This is a genomic window from Clostridium acetobutylicum ATCC 824, from assembly GCF_000008765.1.
Taxonomy (GTDB): Bacteria; Bacillota; Clostridia; order Clostridiales; family Clostridiaceae; genus Clostridium_S; species Clostridium_S acetobutylicum.
The window spans coordinates 1,082,290-1,103,287 of record NC_003030.1; the positions used below are offsets into that span (position 1 = coordinate 1,082,290).

Annotated in this window: 21 protein-coding genes; 17 read left to right on the plus strand and 4 right to left on the minus strand. The window is 29.7% G+C overall.

The genetic code is table 11. The features are described from left to right. The first annotated feature begins 10 nt into the window (after nt 1–10). The 10 genes from hisI (at nt 11) to CA_RS05055 (ending at nt 8,412) form a co-directional block, all read left to right on the plus strand. Nucleotides 11–358 carry a phosphoribosyl-AMP cyclohydrolase gene (gene hisI, locus CA_RS05010; RefSeq protein ID WP_010964260.1) on the plus strand — a complete coding sequence of 116 codons (348 nt, stop codon included), beginning with the start codon at nt 11–13 and terminating at the stop codon, nt 356–358. After that, nucleotides 358–690: a phosphoribosyl-ATP diphosphatase gene (gene hisE, locus CA_RS05015; protein ID WP_010964261.1), complete on the plus strand. Its 333-nt coding sequence runs from the start codon at nt 358–360 to the stop codon at nt 688–690. The genes hisI and hisE overlap by 1 nt, the downstream gene beginning before the upstream one ends. 77 nt (nt 691–767) lie before the next feature. Continuing rightward, entirely contained in the window at nt 768–2,756 is a 1,989-nt protein-coding gene (tkt, locus tag CA_RS05020; RefSeq protein WP_010964262.1) for a transketolase, read from the plus strand. Nucleotides 2,757–2,902: 146 nt separating this feature from the next. Beyond that, nucleotides 2,903–3,235 carry a single-stranded DNA-binding protein gene (locus CA_RS05025; RefSeq protein WP_010964263.1) on the plus strand — a complete coding sequence of 111 codons (333 nt, stop codon included), beginning with the start codon at nt 2,903–2,905 and terminating at the stop codon, nt 3,233–3,235. 172 nt (nt 3,236–3,407) lie between these two features. Further along, nucleotides 3,408–4,370 carry a ComEC/Rec2 family competence protein gene (locus tag CA_RS05030; protein WP_010964264.1) on the plus strand — a complete coding sequence of 321 codons (963 nt, stop codon included), beginning with the start codon at nt 3,408–3,410 and terminating at the stop codon, nt 4,368–4,370. 153 nt (nt 4,371–4,523) lie between these two features. After that, nucleotides 4,524–5,159 (plus strand): PAQR family membrane homeostasis protein TrhA, encoded by a 636-nt coding sequence (trhA, locus tag CA_RS05035; RefSeq protein WP_010964265.1) that lies wholly within the window; start codon nt 4,524–4,526, stop codon nt 5,157–5,159. A gap of 687 nt (nt 5,160–5,846) precedes the next feature. Continuing rightward, nucleotides 5,847–6,692, plus strand: a complete 846-nt coding sequence (locus CA_RS05040; protein WP_010964266.1) for a DegV family protein — start codon at nt 5,847–5,849, stop codon at nt 6,690–6,692. Between the two features lies 1 nt (nt 6,693). Beyond that, nucleotides 6,694–7,140: a PadR family transcriptional regulator gene (locus CA_RS05045; RefSeq protein WP_010964267.1), complete on the plus strand. Its 447-nt coding sequence runs from the start codon at nt 6,694–6,696 to the stop codon at nt 7,138–7,140. Between the two features lie 112 nt (nt 7,141–7,252). After that, complete coding sequence (locus tag CA_RS05050; RefSeq protein WP_010964268.1) at nt 7,253–7,804, plus strand: manganese efflux pump MntP; 552 nt, start codon at nt 7,253–7,255, stop codon at nt 7,802–7,804. A 176-nt stretch (nt 7,805–7,980) separates the two neighbouring features. Further along, nucleotides 7,981–8,412, plus strand: coding sequence for a Fur family transcriptional regulator (locus CA_RS05055; protein ID WP_010964269.1), 432 nt, complete (start codon nt 7,981–7,983; stop codon nt 8,410–8,412). A gap of 1 nt (nt 8,413) precedes the next feature. Here CA_RS05055 and CA_RS05060 read toward each other — a convergent pair whose 3' ends face one another. Next, nucleotides 8,414–8,758, minus strand: a complete 345-nt coding sequence (locus tag CA_RS05060; RefSeq protein WP_010964270.1) for a hypothetical protein — start codon at nt 8,756–8,758, stop codon at nt 8,414–8,416. A 107-nt stretch (nt 8,759–8,865) separates the two neighbouring features. Between CA_RS05060 and CA_RS05065 the strand changes: the two genes are divergently transcribed. Both CA_RS05065 and CA_RS05070 read left to right on the plus strand, forming a co-directional pair. Continuing rightward, nucleotides 8,866–9,264: a DUF6762 family protein gene (locus CA_RS05065; protein WP_010964271.1), complete on the plus strand. Its 399-nt coding sequence runs from the start codon at nt 8,866–8,868 to the stop codon at nt 9,262–9,264. 15 nt (nt 9,265–9,279) lie between these two features. Then, entirely contained in the window at nt 9,280–10,266 is a 987-nt protein-coding gene (locus CA_RS05070) for a rhomboid family intramembrane serine protease (protein ID WP_010964272.1), read from the plus strand. A gap of 53 nt (nt 10,267–10,319) precedes the next feature. On the opposite strand, the gene CA_RS05075 is transcribed toward CA_RS05070, so the two are convergent. Continuing rightward, a complete protein-coding gene (locus CA_RS05075; RefSeq protein ID WP_010964273.1) occupies nt 10,320–12,068 on the minus strand; it encodes an ATP-dependent metallopeptidase FtsH/Yme1/Tma family protein in 1,749 nt (582 codons plus the stop codon). 245 nt (nt 12,069–12,313) lie between these two features. Between CA_RS05075 and CA_RS05080 the strand changes: the two genes are divergently transcribed. The 5 genes from CA_RS05080 (at nt 12,314) to CA_RS05100 (ending at nt 18,811) form a co-directional block, all read left to right on the plus strand. After that, entirely contained in the window at nt 12,314–12,484 is a 171-nt protein-coding gene (locus CA_RS05080) for a YtxH domain-containing protein (protein WP_010964274.1), read from the plus strand. A 200-nt stretch (nt 12,485–12,684) separates the two neighbouring features. Continuing rightward, nucleotides 12,685–13,989, plus strand: a complete 1,305-nt coding sequence (locus tag CA_RS05085) for a helix-turn-helix domain-containing protein (protein WP_010964275.1) — start codon at nt 12,685–12,687, stop codon at nt 13,987–13,989. A 19-nt stretch (nt 13,990–14,008) separates the two neighbouring features. Next, on the plus strand, nt 14,009–15,274 hold the full coding sequence (locus CA_RS05090; protein ID WP_010964276.1) for a helix-turn-helix domain-containing protein: 1,266 nt from the start codon (nt 14,009–14,011) through the stop codon (nt 15,272–15,274). 61 nt (nt 15,275–15,335) lie between these two features. Then, on the plus strand, nt 15,336–17,933 hold the full coding sequence (gene clpB, locus CA_RS05095; RefSeq protein ID WP_010964277.1) for an ATP-dependent chaperone ClpB: 2,598 nt from the start codon (nt 15,336–15,338) through the stop codon (nt 17,931–17,933). Nucleotides 17,934–18,043: 110 nt separating this feature from the next. Continuing rightward, nucleotides 18,044–18,811, plus strand: a complete 768-nt coding sequence (locus CA_RS05100; RefSeq protein WP_010964278.1) for a polysaccharide deacetylase family protein — start codon at nt 18,044–18,046, stop codon at nt 18,809–18,811. A 54-nt stretch (nt 18,812–18,865) separates the two neighbouring features. On the opposite strand, the gene CA_RS05105 is transcribed toward CA_RS05100, so the two are convergent. Together CA_RS05105 and CA_RS05110 are read right to left on the minus strand one after the other, a co-directional pair. Continuing rightward, nucleotides 18,866–19,597 carry a type 1 glutamine amidotransferase gene (locus tag CA_RS05105; protein ID WP_010964279.1) on the minus strand — a complete coding sequence of 244 codons (732 nt, stop codon included), beginning with the start codon at nt 19,595–19,597 and terminating at the stop codon, nt 18,866–18,868. Nucleotides 19,598–19,612: 15 nt separating this feature from the next. After that, a complete protein-coding gene (locus tag CA_RS05110; protein WP_014518882.1) occupies nt 19,613–20,968 on the minus strand; it encodes a Mur ligase family protein in 1,356 nt (451 codons plus the stop codon). Between the last annotated feature and the right edge of the window lie 30 nt (nt 20,969–20,998).

The window sequence follows — 20,998 nt, forward strand, 5'->3', positions numbered from 1 at the left end:
GGTGATTTGTTTGGAATATAAAAAAATATTAGAAATGATGGATTTTTCAAAGGGGCTTATCCCTGCAATAGTTCAGGATGATGAAAACGGCGAGGTTTTAATGTTGGCTTATATGAATGAGGAAGCTCTAAAAAGGACGGTAGATACGAAAAGAACCTGGTTTTGGAGTAGATCAAGAAAAAGTTATTGGAATAAGGGGGAGACCTCAGGACATTTTCAATACGTAAAAAGTATAGGCATTGATTGTGATGGAGATACTATTTTGATAAAAGTAAAACAGGTGGGAGCTGCATGCCATACTGGAAATAGAAGTTGTTTTTATAGGAGCTTTGAGTTTGAAGATGGAGGGGCAAAGTAATGGATAAAAATGAAATACTAAGTAAATTGTATAATGTTATTGAGGATAGAAAGAATAATCCAATTGAAGGGTCATATACAAATTATCTATTTGAAAAGGGAATAGATAAGATACTGAAAAAAGTCGGAGAGGAAACAACTGAAGTTATAATAGCCTCAAAGGATGATAACAAAGAGGATTTAATAAATGAAATATGTGATGTTATATATCACACATTAGTGCTTTTAAATTATAAAAATATAAAACTTGAAGATATAGAAAAAGAGCTTCAGAAGAGAAATGAGAAAATTCTTAACAAAAAACAAGAGAGAAGACCTATTGAAAATATATAGTTTATTGTGTATTATTAGTGTAGGTTAAAGGATACTAATAAAATATTTAAACAACGGGAAGCGAGGATAATAAAAATATGAACATTGATGAATTATCAATAAATACCATAAGGATTTTATCAGCTGAAGCAATTCAAAAGGCCAATTCAGGGCATCCAGGTACCCCACTAGGAGCAGCACCTGTAGCGTATACACTTTGGTCAAAGTATTTAAAACACAATCCTTCAAATCCTAAATGGGTCAATAGAGATAGATTTATTTTATCTGCTGGTCATGCATCTATGCTTTTGTATTCACTTCTTCACTTATTTGGCTATAAGATTTCCATAGATGATTTAAAGAATTTTAGACAATGGGAGAGTATAACACCAGGACATCCTGAATATGGAGTTACCCCAGGTGTTGAGATAAGCACAGGACCTTTAGGTCAAGGTATAGCTAATGGTGTAGGTATGGCTATTGCAGAAGCACATCTTGCATCAAAATTCAATAAACAGGGTTTTGATATAGTTGATCACTATACATATGTTTTAAGCGGAGACGGCTGTATGATGGAAGGAATAGCTAGCGAAGCTGCTTCTTTTGCTGGAACTTTAGGATTATCAAAACTAATAGTAATATATGATGATAATGATATTTCAATAGAAGGAAATACTGATATAGCATTTAAGGAAAATGTTGGAGAAAGATTTAAAGCATATGATTGGAATGTAATAAACGTTGAAGATGGAACTGACGTAAGTAGTTTAAGTAAAGCAATTGAAAAGGCAAAACAGCAAAACGATAAACCATCAATCATTATAGCTAAAACAGTAATAGGCTTTGGCTCACCAAATCAAGGAACAGCTGGAGTTCATGGCTCTCCACTAGGAGAAACTGGAGTAAGTGGATTAAAGAAAAATTTAAATTGGAATTATGAAGAAGAATTTTATGTTCCAGAAGAAGTTAAAGAGCATATAAAAAAGCTTCAAAAAACATTTGAAGAAAATGAAAGTAACTGGAATGAACTTTTAAATAAATATAAAGAAAAATATCCTGATTTATTTGATGAATTTAATGCTTGGATGAATGGTGAAGTAAAAGTAAAGCTAGATGAAATTGATGCATTTAAAGAGTTAGAAAAACCTATGGCAACAAGAGATTCATCAGGAAAAGCATTAAATATAATAGCAAATGTAGTGCCAAATTTAATAGGTGGATCTGCTGACTTAGCACCATCAAATAAAACATACATGAATGATAAGGGTGATTTTTCTTCTGATGATAGAAGTGGATCAAATCTTCACTTTGGAGTAAGAGAGCATGCTATGGCTGCTATTGCAAATGGAGTATCTGCACATGGCGGACTAAAAATATTCGTATCAACTTTCTTTGTATTCAGTGATTATATGAAGGGTGCAATGAGAATGTCTGCTCTTATGAATCTCCCTGTTGTGTATGTGCTTACTCATGATAGTATAGGAGTAGGAGAAGACGGACCAACTCATGAACCAATAGAACAGTTAGCAGCACTTAGAAGTATACCTAATTTAACAGTATTGAGACCTTGTGATTCAAAGGAAACTGTAGAGGCATGGAAATACGCATTAGAAAGAGAAGATGGACCTACAGCACTTGTACTTACAAGGCAAAAGCTTCCTTTGTATAATGAAACTGGAAAAGGTTTATTAAAAGGTGCGTATACACTAAAAGATTCTAAAAAGGATGTTCCAGATATGCTTCTTATGGCTTCAGGCTCAGAAGTTGAATTGGTGTATGAGGCACAAGAAGAACTTTTAAATAAAGGAATAGATTCAAGAGTTATCAGTGTTCCATCCTTTGAACTTTTCGATAAGCAGGATAAGGCTTATAAAGAAAGTGTTATGCCAAGCAGCGTTAGAGCTCGTGTTGCAGTAGAGGCAGCATCTTCATTTGGTTGGCATAAATATACTGGAATTGATGGGGAAATCATTTCAATAGATCATTTTGGAGCTTCAGCACCAGCTGAAACACTTTTCGAAGTGTTTGGATTCACTAAGGAAAATGTTATTAAGACAAGTGAAGAAGTGCTAAAAAATAATAAATAAGAATAAAAAAGCAAGTTAGGTTAAGATATTATGCCTAGCTTGTTTTTTTATAGAAATATTTTATAATAATATTACATAAATGTTTATTAGTTTAAAACTTGGAAACAATAATAATAAATTAATATTATTAAATGAGGAGAAAATATATGAATAAAATACTTTTGATAGGAAGAATGACTAAGAATCCAAGTATTAAGCAAATAGAAACTACTGGAAACAATAGATGTAATTTTACTATTGCAGTTAATAGAAGAGTAAGAAATACAAATGGAGAAAATGAAGCTGATTTTATTCCAGTTACAGTTTGGGGTAAAACTGCTGAAAATGTTGCAAGATACATGAAAAAAGGTTATCTTGTTGGTGTATCTGGAAGACTTCAAGTTAGAACTTATCAAGATGTTGATGGCAATAGAAAGTATATCACTGAAGTTGTTGGTGAAGAGGTTCAATTTTTAGAAACTAAAAAAGAAGCGGTTTAAGAAGACACCCCAAAATAATATGATTTTGGGGTGATTTTTAATAATTAATATTAAAAAGTTAAAAAATTTGCATTTAAAGTTAAGGTTATGTAAAAAAATAGAAAATTCATTGAAAGTGTATGGGATATATTGATACAATTACATTAAAAATACATAAAGGGGAGGAAATAAAATGCGTAATAATATAAAAAAACTAAGTTTGATTTTTTGTTTTATTTTTACAATTATGTTTTTATCAGCATGGTCTAAGGTTGGCAATGTTAATGTTATGGCGGCAAATTTTAATAATCTAAAAGTTCATTATATAGACGTTGGACAAGGCGATAGTGAACTAATACAATGTGGTGGAAAGAATATGCTTATAGATACAGGAACCAATGAATCAACTAGTAATTTAATGTCATACTTAAAGAATCAAAATGTGCAGAAAATTGACTATTTAGTTCTTACTCATCCGCATGAAGATCATATAGGTGGAGCAGATGAAGTAATCAATAATTTCAATATTGGAACTATATATATGCCAAATGTAGCTACTAATACTCAGACATATAAAGATGTAATACAAGCAATGAGAAATAAGGGGCTTACAGCAACAAATCCTGTGGTAGGAAGTACATTTAAAGTTGGTAGTGCAAATTGTATAGTGTATGGTCCAATAAATACGAATAGTGAAAATTTAAATACGTACTCAATAGTCATAAAATTAACCTATGGAAATAATAAATTTATGTTTACGGGAGATGCACAAAGTTCCAATGAGCCGGATATGATTAATGCAGGATTTGATTTAAGCGCAGATGTTCTTAAAGTTGGACATCATGGAAGTCATACCTCAAGTTCACAAGATTTTTTAAATGCAGTTAATCCTAAATATGCTGTTATAAGCTGCGGATTAGGTAATGATTATGGGCATCCACATAAGGTTACAATGGATAAGTTAGAAGCAATGAATATACCTGTGTACAGAACTGATGAAAATGGAACTATAGTTTGTACAAGCGATGGTAACAATATAAGCTTTAATTGTGAACCGGGTGATTATAAAGATGGTTCGGAATTGGCAGGAGGAGAAAGTTATTCATATATGAAAATTGATATGAGGAAACTATTGTCTTTTAGTATAAATAAATAATAAAAAAGCAAAATCATTTATTAATTATATAGATGATTTTGTTTTTTTTATTTACATATTTAACCCGTAGAATATATAATAAAGTTTGTAATGGTTAAAATTAAATAATATGATAACCAAATAATCGCAAATGTAATTAATGGAGGTGCTAAAATGGAGGAAGATAGTTTTTACACAAAGGGTGAAGAAATTGCAAATGCTATAACGCATTTAGTTGGTGCAGCTTTAGCAATTGCAGCAATTGTTATTCTAGTAGTTTTTGCAGCGAGGAATGGGAATGCATGGTATGTTGTAAGTTATTCTGTTTATGGTGCGTGCCTTTTCATACTATACTTATTTTCTACTCTATATCACAGCATCTTTAACAAAAGAGCAAAGAAAGTTTTTAGGATATTTGATCATGCTTCAATATATATACTAATTGCAGGAACATATACTCCATTTTCATTAACGGTTCTTAGACATCATGGAGGTTGGATAATATTTTCTGTTGTCTGGATAGCAGCAATTATTGGAATCACACTAAAGGTTTTTTTCTGTGGTAAATTTGAAAAATTATCTACATTACTCTATGTAATAATGGGGTGGATGATTGTAATATACTTTAAAACCTTATTAGCATCTATGCCTTTTACAGGAATAGTATTTTTAGTTGCTGGAGGAATAGTATATACCCTAGGAGCTCTATTATTTCTATTCGATAAAATTCCATACAATCATGCCATATGGCATCTATTTGTAATGGGTGGCAGCGTATGTCACTTCTTCGCAGTCTTGTATTTGTTATAATAAACCTTATGAAACTTAATATATAGCCCGTACCAAAATCACAATCAACAAGTGATTATGGTGCGGGCTATATATTTTAGTTTCAATAGGTTTATTAACTTTTTCAAAGTAAGAATAAGACCAAAAGAAAAAATCACAATCAACAAGTGATTATGGTGCGGGCTATATATTTTAGTTTCAATAGGTTTATTAACTTTTTCAAAGTAAGAATAAGACCAAAAGAAAAAATCACAATCAACAAGTGATTATGGTGCGGGCTATATATTTTAGTTTCAATAGGTTTATTAACTTTTTCAAAGTAAGAATAAGACCAAAAGAAAAAATCACAATCAACAAGTGATTATGGTGCGGGCTATATATTTTAGTTTCAATAGGTTTATTAACTTTTTCAAAGTAAGAATAAGACCAAAAGAAAAAATCACAATCAACAAGTGATTATGGTGCGGGCTGTATATTTTAGTTTCAATAGGTTTATTAACGACTATAGATATAATAAAGAAGAGGTTTTAAGACTATACCATTATCACTATTGATATATCAATAGTGATAATGGTATAATTAAATAAAGTTTTGAATAACCTCTAAAACTTGGGAAATAAAATATAGTATTATATAAAAAATATTAATTGACTTTATGTAAATGATTATTTAAAGTTGTGTGCTAAATTAAGAAGGAGAATAATATATATGGAAAAGATAGCGATTATAACGGATACTACGGCTGATTTGACTGAGGAGTTTATAAAAGAGAATGATATAAATGTATTATCATTCAGAATCATATATAAAGATAAAGAATATAAAGACAAAGTAGATATAACTTCTGAAGAGGTATATAGGAATTTTGAGATTGAAGTACCTAAATCTTCCATGCCATCACTTCAGGATATGGAGGATTTATACAAAAAGCTAGAGGAAGAAGGATATACTCATGCGATAGGTATAACCCTTTCAAGTGGTCTCTCAGGAATATTTAATGGACTAAAAATGATTGCTGATGAACATAGTAAAATTAAATCTTTTATATATGATTCAAAGCTAATATCTTTAGGTGAAGGTGCATTAGTTGAAGAATGTTCTAAGATGATTCATAACAATAAAAGCTTTGATGAAATTGTAAAGGCTATACCAGAGATAAGGAAAAAAATACATCTGTTTTTTGTTGTAGGCACTCTTGACTATTTAAAAAAAGGTGGTAGAATAGGAAAAATAGCAGGAACAATAGGAAAGCTTTTAAATATTAAACCTATAGTTTCAGTGGATGATAATGGTGTCTATTATGCGTACGATAAGGTTCGTGGTAGAAAGCAATCTCTAAATAGAGTAATGGAAATAGCAAAAGATATTACTAAAAATAGTAAATGTCGAGCATATGTAATGCATGGTGATGCTGAAAAAGAATCAAAAGAATTTTTTAAGAAAGTAAAAGAGCTTCCAAATATTAACAATGCTTTTTATAATGGATGTATAAGTCCGGTTTCAGGAGTTCATAGTGGGCCAGGTCTTGTTGGACTTGTACTATTAGAGGAATAATATGCATAGAAATGAATTAGATATTAAAGAAGAGGAAAAGAAACTCTACGAGGAATATAAGCAGAAACTTGCAGAAATAAGGAAAATAAAAAAAGAAGGTGAAGCAGTTGGCCAAGTATTTACAAAAGGACTGCTCCCCCTTTATGTTCTCTTTATATTGAGTTTAGCGCCTACAAATGGAAATGATATTGCAAACCAAATTGGAAAGAGAACTGATGGCTTATGGATTCCAAGCACTGGTGGTATATACCCTATATTAAAAAAAATGGAAAAGAAAAGTTTTATATCTGGAAAATGGAATGATGAAAGTAAAAAGAAACAGAAAATATACAACATAACAGATATAGGATTGAAGGAACTTGAGAATAAGAAATATCTTTTAAAAGATAGAATAAGTGATGCACTTCATGTTTTTGAAATTGTATATAAAGATTTATATGAAAAATAGTATTAAAAGAGCTTTAATTTAGTGAATAAACTTTAATTAAAGATTATATTATGTGAAAAGCATAAATATTTAAGGGAAGTAATCGCTATGAGTAAGTTGGCAGGAGGAATTTATGAATATATACTCTTTATTTGTGGTTGCAATTGCATTATCGCTGGATGCTTTTGGAGTTGCTCTTAGTATTGGACTTGATAGTTGTGTAAAAAGAAAGAATAAGCTATTATTCGCTATTTCATTTGGCTTTTTTCAATTTTTGTGTACCTTTATAGGGGCATATTCGGGATTTCTTTTTAATACATACATAACATATGTACCTCAGATTATTGGTGGAATGATAATTGCATTTGTAGGTGCATTTATGATAAAGGAAGGGTTTGATAATAAGGAAGAAAAGCTGTTATTAAACTTTAAAATGTATTTTGTTTTAGGAATTTCAGTAAGTATAGATGCGGCTGTAGTTGGATTCACTATGTTTAATAAAATTTCAAGTAATTATGTTATATTAGGAGATTCCGTTTTTATAGGAATAGTAACCTTAATTCTTTCAATAATTGCATTTATTATATCAAGGTATTTGAAGAGAATACAATTAGTGTGTAAATATGCTGACTATATAGGAGGAATTATATTAGTTATATTTGGATTAAAGATGATGTTTTTTTAATATAAGATTAAGATATGCCTCTCATTTTATAGGGGGCATATTTTTTTGCTTGAAATTGTAAAAAGGCATTATTTAAGTTTTACATTGTTTTCCGTATGGTAAAGAATTGTGATATAATTAGTATGAAGAATACAATATATTTTTGTATATTTTTAATAAGATACCAAGGTGAGATTATGGATTTGAAAACGTACCTGAAGAGTCATAACATTAAAATTACTAAATGCAGGCTTAAAATATTAAAAATATTGAATAATGCTAATGATGCCCTTACGGTAGAGACAATATACAAAATTTGCAATGATAATGGAAAGTTTGCAGACTTATCTACTGTTTATAGGAGTTTAGATTTATTTGAAGAAAAAAATGTTGTGAGTAAAGTCGATTTAGGAAATGGTAAGTATAGTTACAAAATAAAAGGAGATACACATAAGCATGTACTAAAATGCAATATGTGTAATAAAGAAATAGAAATAGAATGTCCAATGGACCAAGTAGAGGAAATTATAAAGAATAAAACTGGGTTTGTTTTAATAGATCATGAACTAAAAATGAAAGCGCTGTGCAAAGATTGTATGGATAAATCAAACAATGAAAAGAATTCTTAAGTTAGTTTAAAGGATTAGCTTGTTCTATATGTTTTAATTTCCATATTCCTGATGAATTTCTTAGCATGGTAAGTTTATAGGTTATAGTTTTGTGGGGAGATTTCGATTCAATTCCACTTACGAATAATATAGATTCATCATTAGAAGAAAATTTTAGGTTATAAGAATCAACCTTGTAAAGTTTATGGGTATTAAAAACTCCAGAAGTCATATAATAATCAGCAGCATAGGTTATATCATGTAGCTTGTTCAAATTAATTCTATGATCTATATAAAATATAATTAAAATGACTAAGAAAGCCGCAATGAGTGGTTTCTTATTTTTGAAAATAAAATTTTTAAGCATAGATGCACCTCTAATAATTGTAAAATATTTACAAAAATAATTATATTGCTAAAATATATAAAAAACAATACTTATATATAAAAATATTTAAGGAAGGATTAATTGATATGGATTTTACATCATTAGTTTTATTTGAGAAGAAAGAAAATGACAATAATTTTTTGAAAGAGATTGGAAGTTACGAGGTAAATGATGGAGCAGAATACATAATGAAAATGTATTACGATGGTGATAAGATAAAGGCATGGTTTAATACAAAAAATGATGTTGAAGATTGGGAATATTCAGCTTGTTATGATCTTTTTAACGAGGAACTGTTTACAGAAAAAGGTTTTGATATAAGTGAAGTGGATGATGAATACAATCCTACATGGCTTGTTAAATTTGATTTTATAGAGGAACATACTGAGATGCAAAATAGAATATATGAATTATGTAGTTTGATAAAACAAGAAATGGATAGAATATTTAAGAGTATGCAAGGAAAAAAGGATGAGTATATTTAAGCTTTTGGAGGATGTATGGAAAAGTCTGAAAAATATATAATTGAGAGCTTATCAACAAGAGGGCACTGTCTTCTTGAGGAATTTAAATATCAGGATAAAAATACACAATTTTGGGGTGTTTCTTTTGTTAATAATGAGATTAAGAAGTATGTGATTTTTTCAGCTGAAGATAAATTTGAATATATAGATTATTCAAATTCAGAGCATGAAAATATTCAAGATATTAGTAGTGAAAATATTATTAAGGTGCTATTAGTAGAAAATGATAGCTCATTTCAAAAATATGTACAAAATCATGGAAAAGGTAATATTATAGTTATAGACTGTTTAAAAAACAAAATACTTTATGCAGAGGAGACAGGAACCAATATTGCTGAGATAATCACACTATTCTTAAATGAACTTCAAAGCAGAGAGCAAGAACAAAAAAAAGATATGAGAGTAACTTGGATATTAATTGTTATAAATTTTATAGTTTATGGGATTTCAGCCTGGCTTTCTGGTAATCCAGTTGCTATAAGTAATCAAGTTCTTAACTTTATGGGAGCAAAAAATAGTGTGCTAATAGACAATGGACAATATTATAGACTTATAACATGTATGTTCTTACATGCCGGCATAACTCATATTGGTGCTAATATGTATTCATTATATTCTATGGGGTATATGCTTGAAAATATTTATGGCAAACTTAGATATACTGCTATATATTTCATATCAGGAATTACAGCTTCATTTTTTAGTTACATCTTTAGCAGAGAAAGCCTGTCAGTTGGTGCATCGGGTGCCATTTTTGGTCTTCTAGGTGCAGCTATAGTATTTGGATTTAAATTAAGAAAAAGAATTGGAAAAGCATTTTTTGCAAATATGGTAGGAGTTTTTGCATTAAACATATTTATAAGTTTTACTATACCTAATATAGATATTTTTGCCCACTTTGGAGGCTTTTTAGGCGGAGTTGTAGTATCGGTTATTTTAGGAAGAACAATATGGGAGAAATAATAAGAATGGTTTTTTAATTATAAAAACCATTCTTATTATTTTGCTATGATATTTTATTGAATATTTAATCCTTGTATGTCCTCATAATTAAGAGTTTCTACATCTAAAAGCTTATTAGACATATTCTCAAGTATATGTTTGTTATTAAGTAAAATATTTTTTGTGTCTTCATATAATGTTTCTACTAAATCTTTACATTCATCAATTACTGAAGTTGAAACAGAATAGTTGATTTCTGATAATGCATCTGCGTTTAAAAGTCCTAAACTTGATCCCATACCATATTGTGTTACAAGCTTTGTTACGGCGCTAGTTACCTTTTGCAGGTCGTTATAAGCACCAGTAGTTATAGAAGACTTTCCAAAGATTATTTCCTCAGCAGCTCTACCACCAAGCAAAACTCTAATTCTATTTTGTATATATTCTTTGTTTTGATACATTTTATCTTCTGGTATACTTAAGGTGTAACCGCCAGAACCATTGGTGCTTGGTATTATAGTTATCTTTGATACTTTTTCTTCAGGAAGTACCTTTAATGATACTAGAGCATGTCCGGATTCATGGTAAGCAGTTATTTTTTTATCGGTCAGGCTTATATGTGATCTATCAACCTTTTCATAACCTGCAATTACAATTGAAAAGGCTTTATCCATATGTTGATTTTCAATAAAAGAACTATTTTCTTTACAGGCAAGTATTGCAGCTTCATTAACTAAATTTTCTAGTTTGGCGCCAGAAAAATATGCTGTTTTTTGTGCTAAATCGTTTAAATCAATATCTTTAACAGGTTTGTTTTTTACTAAAAGGCTTAAGATTTTTTTTCTTGCAGAAATATCTGGAAGATTTATCTCAATATGCCTATCAAATCTACCTGGACGAAGAAGAGCACTATCAAGTACATCAATTCTATTGGTTGCGGCAATAACAACTATACCTTCTTTTTCCTTAAAACCAGACATTTCAGTTAAAAGTGCATTTAAGGTTTGATCTCTTTCTTCAGAGCCACCGGATTTTCCACCATCACGTTTTTTACCAATAGCGTCTATTTCGTCTATAAAAATAACAGCTTTTCCATTTGAACGTGCTTTTTTGAAGAGCTGTCGTATTCTACTAGCTCCCACGCCTACATAAACTTGTATAAAGTCTGAACCTGACATTGCATAAAATGGAACATTAGCTTCGCCGGCAATAGCCTTCGCCAGCATTGTTTTTCCTGTACCAGGTTCACCATATAAAATAACTCCTTTTGGCATTCTTGCACCATATAAGTTGTATTTTTCTGGATTTTTAAGGAAATCAATTATATCCTGAACGCTTTCTTTTGCCTCTTCGTTACCTGCAACATCGTTAAATTTAACACCTACATTTTCTATGCTGTCTGTTTCTAGTTTATCAACTGCAAAGGCTTTTTTTGTTGGAATCGATATCTTAAAGACCTTAATCAATGAAGTAATGAAATACAGTGTAGAGATTGCAAGAATTAATAGGTAAACTGTACTTTTTGACTGTTTAAAATCATCTTCGGATACCTTTATACTATTCTTTAACAGATTTTCCTTAAAATTATCTGTCCTTGGATTATCTGTAGTATATACTGACCCGCTTTTTAATTGTACAGTTATTTTAGGGGAGGATGTTAGGTATACAGTTTCAACTTTATTTGCTTTGATATCTTTTTCGAAATTTATATACATTTTATATTGTGTCTTATTAATACTAACTAAGGAAGAGGCAAATAAGGTTAAAGAGCACAAAAATATAAACGCAGGAACGATAAAATGTTTATTTTTTAGATATTTCATTCTATATCCTCCTAGATACTAATCTGGTTTACATAATACATTATACAGAATATTTGTCCCATGTCTATTGGTAAATAAAACAAGTAAATCAAATGTTTAAAAATATTAAAAATGCATAACATATTAGCGAATAAATCATGTAATATAATTTCATAAATAAAAACTGTTCTAAAAGGTGAAGGTTTTTTATTAAAGAAATTGATTTACTATTTTTATCTAAATTTGTAGGTGAGAGGAGTGTACTTATGAAATCTTTAAAAGGTGTAACAACAGGAGCAGTTATAGGAGCAGTTACGGGGATGATTATTGCACCACAGCTTAGTAAGAGTGCTAGAAAAAAATTTAGAAAATCAAGTAGAATGATAAGGGATACTGCAGAAGATATAATAGATTCAATGAAAATGTGGAGTAAATAAAAAAATCGGATAGAAATATCCGATTTTTTATTTAAAAAGACTTAAAAAAAGTGCTTGACTCTTGGAATTTTAAGAAAAAATATGGTATAATCATATTACGTAATAAAAATACATTTATATAGTAATACCATATAAATGCCAATAATTGATAAAAAAATTAAATTCAATTAAATCACATGAGCGAGTAAAGGAAGATACGTATGGAAATATTGTCTTTGGGAGAAAAAATTAAAGCGAGAAGAAAAGAATTAAATATGACACTTAAGGATTTGGCTGGAGACAGGATTACACCGGGGCAAATAAGTCTGGTTGAATCCGGTAAATCAAACCCAAGTATGGATTTACTTGAATATCTTGCCGGTGCGCTTAATACATCAGTTGAATATTTAATGGAATCAGAAGAAACACAAGCTGAAAAAATATGTGTATATTATGAAAATACAGCAGAAGCATATATGCTTAATGATGAACTTATGGAAGCTGAACAGTATCTTGAAAAGGCAATGTATTATGCAGAAAATTATAAGATTTCTTATAGAAAAGCGAGAACGCTATATTTATATGGATGCATAAATATGAATAAGAACGAGTTAGGGGTAGCACAGCAATTTTTTCTTTCATCAAATGTTCTTTTTATAAAATTAAATCACTATGAGGATATAATCAATACGTTTATAAACCTTGGTAAAATAACACTTAATTTAAAGGCATATAATTCATCTTGTAGTTATTTCGAACAAGCTGAAAGAGTTTCAAGAGATAACGACATAGGAAATGATTTTCTAATAGGTGAAATTTATTATTATATGTCCCTAGTTTATTTTAAGATGAATAATAGCAATAAAACAATTAAATACTGTTTAATGGCTAAAGAAAAATTTGCAGAGCTTGAAAACAAAAAGGAATATGCAAGAACACTACTTATACTATCTAAGGAATATAGTAAAAGTGGAGATGTTGATAATGCAATAAAGTATTCTAAGAAGGCACTTAAAGCTTTTAAAGAAAATGATAATATGTTTGCGGTAGCAGATATAGAAAATGAGTTAGGAAAATTATTCTATGAATTTGAAAACATAGAGGAATCATTCATACATTTAAATAAAGCAAAAGAAATAAGAAAGAAAACAAAAGGACATGAATTTATAGAAACATTATGTAATATTTGTGAAAATTATATAAAACTCAAAGATACTGAAAATTCTCAAAAGGTTTTAAATGAAATAAAAGAAAACATAGATGGGAATAATGTATTTGATATACTTAAATACTATATGCTTAAGTATAGAATAAGTATTCTAAATAGGAGCTTAAAAGAAGCTGAAAATATTTTACTAAGAGCGCTTCAGTATGCTGAAAATATGGAACTTGAAAAAGAAGCTGCTGAGTTTTCGGTAATAATTGGAAAGTACTATATTGATAATGGCGATGATGTAGAAGCTGCCAAATATCTAAATAGTGGTATAGAAAAATTCAAAAAGATAGGTGTATTGAAGGATTTGTAATCGGATAGGTGTGAGAAGGATGGAAATATTATCTGTTGGTGAAAAAATTAAAAGAGCAAGAATTTATAAGAGGCTTACACTAAAAGATATATGTGATGATAAAGTATCCGTATCTAAGATGAGCTGCATCGAAAATGGAAAGATAACTCCAGATAATGAAATTTTAGAATTTGTGGCTAAAAAGCTTAATGTTGCTCTTGACTACTTAAAGTATGATGTTAAAGATCAATTTCAGAGTAATCTTGATAATTTGAAAGATATTGAAGAAGGAAAAAAGGACGAGTATCTAAGATACAATGTATACTATGCAGAGCAATATGAATATTATGATATTGCGTTTCAATTTATGCATGAATTATTTAATTTGTATGTTAATAAAAATAAGCTTGATATAGTTCAAAGTTTAACTTCAGAGTATTATGACATATGTCGAAAGGTGACAGATTGTGATAATAGATCTATGTATAACCTTGATATAGGAAAATATCTTCTTGCTAGTAGAGAATACCGTCAAGCTATAAATTATTATAGTAGAGTTAGAAAAGAATTAAAAACTGGATTCTCAGAAAACAAAAAGAGAATCAAAATGTTGATAGAAAGTTATTACTACGAAACATTAAGCTATATTTTATGCGAGGATTACGATAATGCATATGAATTGGAGAAAGAATTGTTAGAACTTATTGAATATGTTGATACTGATAATCAACATGCAAAAATATATAGTGTAATGATGTTTCTGTGTTTAAAAAAGAATATTGATCAATTTGATTACTATAAGGAAAAGATTGAGAATTACTGTGATATTAATAGTGAAATTAAGGCAAGGGTTATGTATGTTTGTGCACTGAAGATGATTAATGATGAAAAAGTGGAAGAAGCAAAAGGATACATTGCTAAAGCTTTAGAACAATTTCAAGGAAAAATTGAAAATAAATACATTCCTTTTATAGTGGAATTGGTTAATGAGGTTTCAAGACGCAATAATTTAGAAAGATACAGAGGAATATGTGATCTTATATTAGATTATTCTATAGGAATAGAAAACAGTGTTCTTATGGAGAGATGTTATTATTTAAAATCAAGAATATTTAAGGCATCAAATGATCTTGAATCTTATGAAATGTATATGAATTTGGCTTTGGATCTCCTTATAAAGAGTGGAAATGAGGATGATATCTATACAAGATATATGGAAATGGGAAATATGTACTCTACATTGGGCAATGTAAAAGATGCTCTTAGATATTTTAATTTAGCAATTAACATGAGCAATAAAATGTAAATTTTATTGCTCATGTAATTTTATATAAAATTATGAATTATGTTAAAAGGGAAGTGAAAGTATGGATGTTGATAAATTAACATTAAAAGTTCAGCAAGCTATAAATGATTGTCAAACTATAGCTGTAAGGTATAATCATCAACAAATTGATACAATCCACCTTTTTATGGCAATTATATCCCAAGAAGATGGACTTATACCAAACATATTAGGCAAAATGGGTGCTGATGTGGAGACTGTTAAAAGAGATACAGAAGCTGAACTTGATAGAATGCCTAAAGTACTTGGAGAAGGTGCACAAAATGCTTCTATTTATGCTACAAGAAGATTTGAAGAGGTATTTGTAAGGGGAGAAAAAATATCAAGAGATTTTAAAGATTTATATATAAGTGTAGAGCATGTTATGCTTGCATTAATGGACATAGATAGTGGAGCAATAAAGAGCATTTTAGATAAAAACAATATTTCTAAAAAAGAATTTTTAAAAGCACTCAGGGAAGTAAGGGGAAACCAAAGAGTTGATACTTCAGATCCTGAGGGTACTTATGATGCGCTAAATAAATATGGAAGAGATCTTGTTAAAGATGCAAAAAAACACAAATTAGATCCAGTTATAGGTAGAGACGAAGAAATAAGAAGAGTTATAAGAATACTATCACGAAGAACCAAAAATAACCCAGTGCTAATTGGTGAACCAGGAGTTGGTAAAACTGCTATAGTAGAGGGACTTGCAGAGAGAATTGTAAGAGGAGATGTCCCAGAGGGGTTAAAAAACAAAATAATATTTTCTCTTGATATGGGATCATTGGTTGCTGGTGCAAAATACAGAGGTGAATTTGAGGAGAGACTTAAAGCTGTATTGAAGGAAGTTGAGAGAAGTGAAGGGAAGATAATTCTCTTTATAGATGAAATTCATACTATAGTTGGGGCTGGAAAAACAGAAGGCGCAATGGATGCTGGAAATATAATAAAACCAATGCTTGCTAGGGGAGAACTTCACTGTATAGGGGCTACAACCTTTGATGAGTACAGAAAGTATATAGAAAAAGACAAGGCTCTTGAAAGAAGATTCCAAAAGGTTCAGATAGATGAACCTACAGTTGATGATGCTATATCAATACTTAGAGGACTGAAAGAAAGATTTGAAATACACCATGGAGTTAGAATACATGATAATGCAATAGTTGCAGCTGCAAAGTTGTCTGATAGATATATAACAGGAAGGTTTTTGCCAGATAAAGCAATAGACTTAATTGATGAAGCTGGGGCAATGGTAAGAATGGAAATAGATAGTATGCCAACTGAATTGGATATGCTGAAAAGAAAAATATTTCAAATGGAGATAGAAAAAGAGGCTTTAAGTAAGGAAAGTGATAAATTTTCTCGTGAAAGGCTTGAATCCATACAAAAAGAACTTAGTGATTTAAAAGATAAAGATAAAGCAATGACAGCTAAATACGACAAAGAAAAAGCTCAAATACAAGGTATAAAGGAACTTAAAACAAAATTAGATGAAATAAGAGGTCAGATTGAAAAAGCGGAAAGAGAATATGACTTGAATAAGGCAGCAGAACTTAAATATGGTGAGGTGCCAAAGCTTGAACATGAAATTGAAGAAAAAGAAAATCTGATAAAACAAAATGGGCAAAATGCAATGCTTAAAGAAGAAGTAACAGAAGAACAAGTTTCTAATATAGTTTCAAAATGGACTGGAATACCTGTTTCAAAATTGGTTGAAGGTGAAAGAAATAAGTTAATGAGACTTTCAGATGAGCTTGAAAAAAGAGTAGTAGGTCAAACTGAAGCTGTTAAATCAGTTGCGGATGCTGTTATTAGAGCAAGAGCAGGGCTTAAAGATATGAGTAAACCTATAGGCTCATTTATATTCTTGGGTCCAACAGGAGTTGGAAAAACAGAACTCGCCAAAACCTTAGCAAGAGTTATGTTTGATAGTGAAGATAATATAATAAGAATTGATATGTCAGAGTACATGGAAAAGTATTCCGTGTCAAGGCTTATAGGATCACCTCCAGGATATGTAGGATATGAAGAAGGAGGACAGCTTACAGAAGCTGTTAGAAGAAAACCATATAGTGTAATACTATTTGATGAAATAGAAAAGGCACATAGTGATGTATTCAATATATTCCTTCAAATATTTGATGATGGAAGACTTACAGATAATAAGGGCAATACAATTGATTTTAAAAATTCCATAATTATAATGACCTCCAATATAGGCAGTGAGCACCTTCTTAATAATAAGGGGGTATCAAATGTTGATGAGGAAACTAAAGATAAAGTCATGAATGAATTAAAGGGTAGATTTAAGCCTGAATTTTTAAATAGACTTGATGATATAATTATGTTTAAGCCACTATCCATTAATGAAATAGGAAAAATAATTGATATATTCCTTGAAAATATAAAATCAAAGCTTAAAGAAAAAAATATAAAGATTGATATTGCTGAGGAAGCTAAAAAAATCATAGCAGAAGAAGGATATGATCCTGTTTATGGTGCAAGACCATTGAAGAGATATATAGAGAATACTATTGAAACTCATATAGCTAAAATGTTTATATCAGGAGAGATTTCAGAGGGTGACATCTTGAAAATAGAGGGCTCTGATTCGAAGCTTACAATAGTAAAAAAATAAATTTATTTTAAGAAATGACAAATAGAAGGTAAGGATTATATTACCTTCTATTTTTTTTTTCTAAAAAGCAATACTAAAAAGGAAAACAATATATATGGAGATGTTAATAAATGAAAAAGGCAAAAGAAAAATATTTGATTTTTATATTAATCTTTTTATTACTTCCCATTAATGCGAAAGCAGAAAGTAAGGGGATTTTAGGCAAGAAAGAAGAGAAAATTGCTTTTTTGACTTTTGATGATGGCCCAACACCTAATAATACAGTTAAAATAATTAATGAACTAAATAAAAATAAGATAAAGGCAACCTTTTTTATAGTAGGTGAAAAGGGAGAAGAGCATACAAAGGCTATGGAGGAACTTGTTAAAAATAAAATGTGCATAATGCCACACAGTTATACGCATAAATTATCTATATATAAAAGTTTAGATAATTATAATGACGATTTAGATAAGTGTATAGGATTCATAAATAAGGTTAAGAAAAATAAAAAAGAATTGAAATATGTAAGAATGCCAGGTGGATCATATAGTAGATATAATAAATATGTTGTTAGCAGTATAAGAAAAGGCATACTAAAAAGGAATATGAATTATGTAGACTGGAATGTATGTTCGGGTGATGCAGAGGCTCATTATGTTTCGAGAGAAAAAATAATTAGTAATGTAAAAAAACAATGTAAGGATCAGAAAATTATTGTTATATTGATGCATGACTCATATTATAAAAAAACTACAGTTGAGTCTATTAGTGAAATTGCAAAGTATTTAAAGGAAAAAGACTATAAATTCAAAACTTTTGACAATATAAGTGAAAAGGAAAGAAAGGAATTAATACGTATGGGTGTTATGAATAAAAAACAAAAAATAGATAAATAAAATTGGGTGACTTTTATATAGTTGATACTTTATAAAAGTCACCTCATTTAAAAATTATTTAGTATTTGTTTCTCTGTTAATCACAAATTCTTTTGCCTTAAATTCAAGAGAATCATCTATTGGGTCTAATATAATTTCTTTTTTGTATTTTAATTCTAGGGCTGTTTTTATAAATCTATCAGCAAGCTCGGGATTTTTGGAGAGTAGTGAACCATGGAAATATGTACAATAAGTATTTTTATAGATGCAACCTTCATATCCATCGCTTCCGTTATTTCCATATCCAACAATGGTTTTTCCAAAAGGTTTTAAATCATTTATGTATGTTCTTCCAGAATGATTTTCAAAACCAACATAAGTTTCGTTAAAAAGCTCATTTTTTATAACAGTATTTCCTATAAATCTTTTATCTCCAGGCTCTGTGTATATATTTAATATATCTAACCCAGAAAGCTTTTCTCCTTCAGGTGTAGTGTAATACTTTCCTAAAAGTTGGTAGCCTCCGCAAATAGCGATAAATACTTTTTCACTGTTTATATAGTCCCTTATTGATTCTTTTTTTGTATTTGTAAGGTCCTCAGAAACTATTGATTGTTCATAGTCCTGTCCCCCACCAAAGAAGGCGATATCATAAGCATCTTTATCAAAGTTATCTTTTAATGATACATTTGATATATTTACTTTAATGCCTCTTTTTTCAGCCCTATATTTTAATATTCTTATATTGCCAATATCACCATACACATTTAATAAATCGGGATATAAATGACATATATTTAGTTCCAATACTTTCACCACCAATTACCAAAGTTTTTTTATAAAGCCTTTAGAATAAAGGAATTTCCTAAGGTCTATCATTGCAGTATATGTAGCAAGTACATAAATTATTTCACCATCACAATTCTTCATACTATTAAGTAATTCTTCAAAGTTATTTTCAAGTTCAAAGTTATCATTATTAAGACCGGCAACTTTTAGGCGTATAGCCATATCGTAGAGTCTAATACCCGAAACCATAACCTTATTTATATTTAAATTGCTTAGTTTTTCAAAATCTACATCCCATATCCAAGATACATCTCTTCCGTCAGCATAATTGTCATTTAATAAAACGGCTAAGCTTAATTCTCTTTTATCAAGAGATATAGTTTTGATAGCTTCATCGTATCCGGCAGGATTTTTTACTAAAATTATTTTAACATTTTTTCCGGCTATATCTATGGTTTCTTGTCTTCCAAAACTACTTTTTGAATTCTTTAGAGAATCAAATATAGTATCGTCCTCTATACCTAAAAATTTTGCTACAGAGTAAGCGCATAGTGCATTATATATATTATATACACCAGGTTGATTTAAATAAAAGTCTGTACCATTTATAGATATTGAGGAACCAGAAGGATCAAGAGCTTTTACACTATCAATATAATAATCTAAATTAGGTCTTTTGTATCCACAGTTACTGCAGAAGAACTTTCCTAAATGATTATAAGTTATAAATTCATATTCATAAGGATGTTTGCATTTGTTACAGAACTTAGCATCTGCATTTATACTTATTTTGTTTTCTTCGTTAATAGGACAGTCAAAGCCGTAGTACATAATTTTATTAGGTACATCTAAGTTTCCGAGAAGGGATTCGTCACCGTTTAATATTAATGTTGCTTCGGGAGCCTTATTAACTCCTTCCATTATTTTTAATAGAGTAGTGTAAACTTCTCCATATCTATCAAGTTGATCTCTAAAAAGGTTAGTTATAATTATAGCCTTTGGTTTTGTATATTCTGTTAAAAATTTCAAATTAGCCTCATCAATTTCTATTACTGCATATTTTTCTTTTGAATCACTAAATTTAAAGTTTTTTATGAAACACGAAGTTATTCCTGGCTTTAGATTTGCGCCTGTATTGTTTGTTATTACCTCTTTGCCACTTGATTTTAGTATGCTGTAGATTAAATTAGTGGTAGTAGTTTTTCCGTTGGTTCCCGTTATAAATACTATATTGTAATTTTTGGTTACCGTAGAAAGAATATTCTTATCTATCTTTAAGGCTACTCTGCCGGGAAAATTTGTTCCACCTTTAAAAAGTCTACTGGATATTCCTATTATCATTTTAGAAATAATTATGCTGAAAAAACTTCTTATATTAATTTTGAACACCTCCAATGTCTAATATTATAATACATAATT

What these genes read in the sequence shown, in the direction of transcription:
- hisE (WP_010964261.1), top strand. Translation starts at nt 358, where the DNA reads ATGGATAAAAATGAAATACTAAGTAAATTGTATAATGTTATTGAGGAT.
- tkt (WP_010964262.1), top strand. Translation starts at nt 768, where the DNA reads ATGAACATTGATGAATTATCAATAAATACCATAAGGATTTTATCAGCT.
- CA_RS05025 (WP_010964263.1), top strand. Translation starts at nt 2,903, where the DNA reads ATGAATAAAATACTTTTGATAGGAAGAATGACTAAGAATCCAAGTATT.
- CA_RS05030 (WP_010964264.1), top strand. Translation starts at nt 3,408, where the DNA reads ATGCGTAATAATATAAAAAAACTAAGTTTGATTTTTTGTTTTATTTTT.
- trhA (WP_010964265.1), top strand. Translation starts at nt 4,524, where the DNA reads ATGGAGGAAGATAGTTTTTACACAAAGGGTGAAGAAATTGCAAATGCT.
- CA_RS05040 (WP_010964266.1), top strand. Translation starts at nt 5,847, where the DNA reads ATGGAAAAGATAGCGATTATAACGGATACTACGGCTGATTTGACTGAG.
- CA_RS05045 (WP_010964267.1), top strand. Translation starts at nt 6,694, where the DNA reads ATGCATAGAAATGAATTAGATATTAAAGAAGAGGAAAAGAAACTCTAC.
- CA_RS05050 (WP_010964268.1), top strand. Translation starts at nt 7,253, where the DNA reads ATGAATATATACTCTTTATTTGTGGTTGCAATTGCATTATCGCTGGAT.
- CA_RS05055 (WP_010964269.1), top strand. Translation starts at nt 7,981, where the DNA reads ATGGATTTGAAAACGTACCTGAAGAGTCATAACATTAAAATTACTAAA.
- CA_RS05060 (WP_010964270.1), bottom strand. Translation starts at nt 8,758, where the DNA reads ATGCTTAAAAATTTTATTTTCAAAAATAAGAAACCACTCATTGCGGCT.
- CA_RS05065 (WP_010964271.1), top strand. Translation starts at nt 8,866, where the DNA reads ATGGATTTTACATCATTAGTTTTATTTGAGAAGAAAGAAAATGACAAT.
- CA_RS05070 (WP_010964272.1), top strand. Translation starts at nt 9,280, where the DNA reads ATGGAAAAGTCTGAAAAATATATAATTGAGAGCTTATCAACAAGAGGG.
- CA_RS05075 (WP_010964273.1), bottom strand. Translation starts at nt 12,068, where the DNA reads ATGAAATATCTAAAAAATAAACATTTTATCGTTCCTGCGTTTATATTT.
- CA_RS05080 (WP_010964274.1), top strand. Translation starts at nt 12,314, where the DNA reads ATGAAATCTTTAAAAGGTGTAACAACAGGAGCAGTTATAGGAGCAGTT.
- CA_RS05085 (WP_010964275.1), top strand. Translation starts at nt 12,685, where the DNA reads ATGGAAATATTGTCTTTGGGAGAAAAAATTAAAGCGAGAAGAAAAGAA.
- CA_RS05090 (WP_010964276.1), top strand. Translation starts at nt 14,009, where the DNA reads ATGGAAATATTATCTGTTGGTGAAAAAATTAAAAGAGCAAGAATTTAT.
- clpB (WP_010964277.1), top strand. Translation starts at nt 15,336, where the DNA reads ATGGATGTTGATAAATTAACATTAAAAGTTCAGCAAGCTATAAATGAT.
- CA_RS05100 (WP_010964278.1), top strand. Translation starts at nt 18,044, where the DNA reads ATGAAAAAGGCAAAAGAAAAATATTTGATTTTTATATTAATCTTTTTA.